Below are 242 nucleotides of genomic sequence, written 5' to 3'. Positions count from 1 at the left end.
CCGAAGGCACGCGCACTTTCCAGCCCTAAGGGATCAAAATGCGCGAGAGCGATCTCAACCACCCGTCGGGGCATCATTCGCGATGTTAGAACGAGCGACAGTGGCTCCTCAACAGGATAAGGAGCCACGGGTTTGGTCAACGAGGCGCTTAACAGCATTACCTGATAATCGTCTAACGCGCGCCGCAAAATCATCTGCAGAGCTTTCGCCGGGCGATACTGCCCACACAGGCTGTCAAACCC

At 56.6% G+C, this 242-nt stretch carries 1 protein-coding gene; it reads right to left on the bottom strand.

Annotation, left to right across the window (positions count from 1 at the left end):
• Nucleotides 1–242: VirC2 family conjugal transfer protein (locus QSV46_RS40800; RefSeq protein WP_314964436.1), on the bottom strand; the 242-nt coding region annotated here is incomplete at both ends.

This window comes from Bradyrhizobium cosmicum, assembly GCF_032290525.1.
Classification (GTDB): Bacteria; Pseudomonadota; Alphaproteobacteria; order Rhizobiales; family Xanthobacteraceae; genus Bradyrhizobium; species Bradyrhizobium cosmicum_A.
This window is presented reverse-complemented; position numbering and strand designations above follow the sequence as displayed.